Below are 850 nucleotides of genomic sequence, written 5' to 3'. Positions count from 1 at the left end.
TTCCGATCGCGGTGAATGAGGCCGACTATGCGCGGATGTGGGTGCAGGCGGCGACCACGATGAGTACCTATGAGGCGGTCAGTGATACCGCGGTGGCTGCCACCCCGTCGACCACCACCGCACCACCCATCCTGAAGTCCAACGCGCAAACCGACTCCAGCGCCGACCAAGGCGCCCCCGACCCCACCGTCGACAATCCGTTGGACCAGCTGATTGCCCAGATCCTGAAGAACTTCGGGGTGAACTGGGATCCGGCTCACGCCACCGTCAACGGGCTGCCGTACGACTCGTACACCAACCCCGGCCAACCGCTGTTTTGGCTGGTCCGGGCCCTCGAACTGTTCGAGGATTTCCAGCAGTTCGGCAAGGAACTGGTGACCAATCCGGCGGCGGCCTTCCAGTACCTGATTCAACTCGAACTGTTTGACTGGCCGACCCACATCGCCGAGATCGCGAGCTGGCTCGGTCAGTCTCCGCAGTTGTTTGCCGCCGCGCTGACCGTGGCGGTCGCGCCGCTGGGGGCGGTGGGCGGCTTCGCGGGCCTGGCCGGGCTGGCCGCCATCCAGCCCGGGCTGCCCGTCGCGCCGCTTCCGGTGCCCGAGACGGTTTCGCCGCCGGCGTTGCCGGCCGCGAGCATCGCCCCGACCACGCCCGCGCCGGCCGGTGCGGGGGCGGGGGCGCCGGCGCCCACGCCGACGGCCAGCACGGTGGCCAGTTCCGCGCCGCCGGCGCCGTCGGCCCCACCGCCCCCCGGCGGGCCGCCTCGCGCGGCGCCAACCCGCCGGTGTCGGTGCCGTCCAGCAGCACCTGCCCACCCAGCGGCGGCTGCAGCCCGCACAGGGTGCGGATC

General features: G+C 71.4%; 1 protein-coding gene. It reads left to right on the top strand.

What is annotated here, in order from left to right; genetic code table 11:
* Window positions 1–850, top strand: an 850-nt coding sequence (locus BKN37_RS27360; protein WP_131823736.1) for a PPE domain-containing protein, incomplete at both ends; no start/stop codon positions are given.

The sequence above is a fragment of the Mycobacterium talmoniae genome, from assembly GCF_001854525.1.
Lineage (GTDB): Bacteria > Actinomycetota > Actinomycetes > Mycobacteriales > Mycobacteriaceae > Mycobacterium > Mycobacterium talmoniae.
Note: the sequence above shows the minus strand (reverse complement) of the source record. Positions and strands in the feature narration are given on the sequence as shown.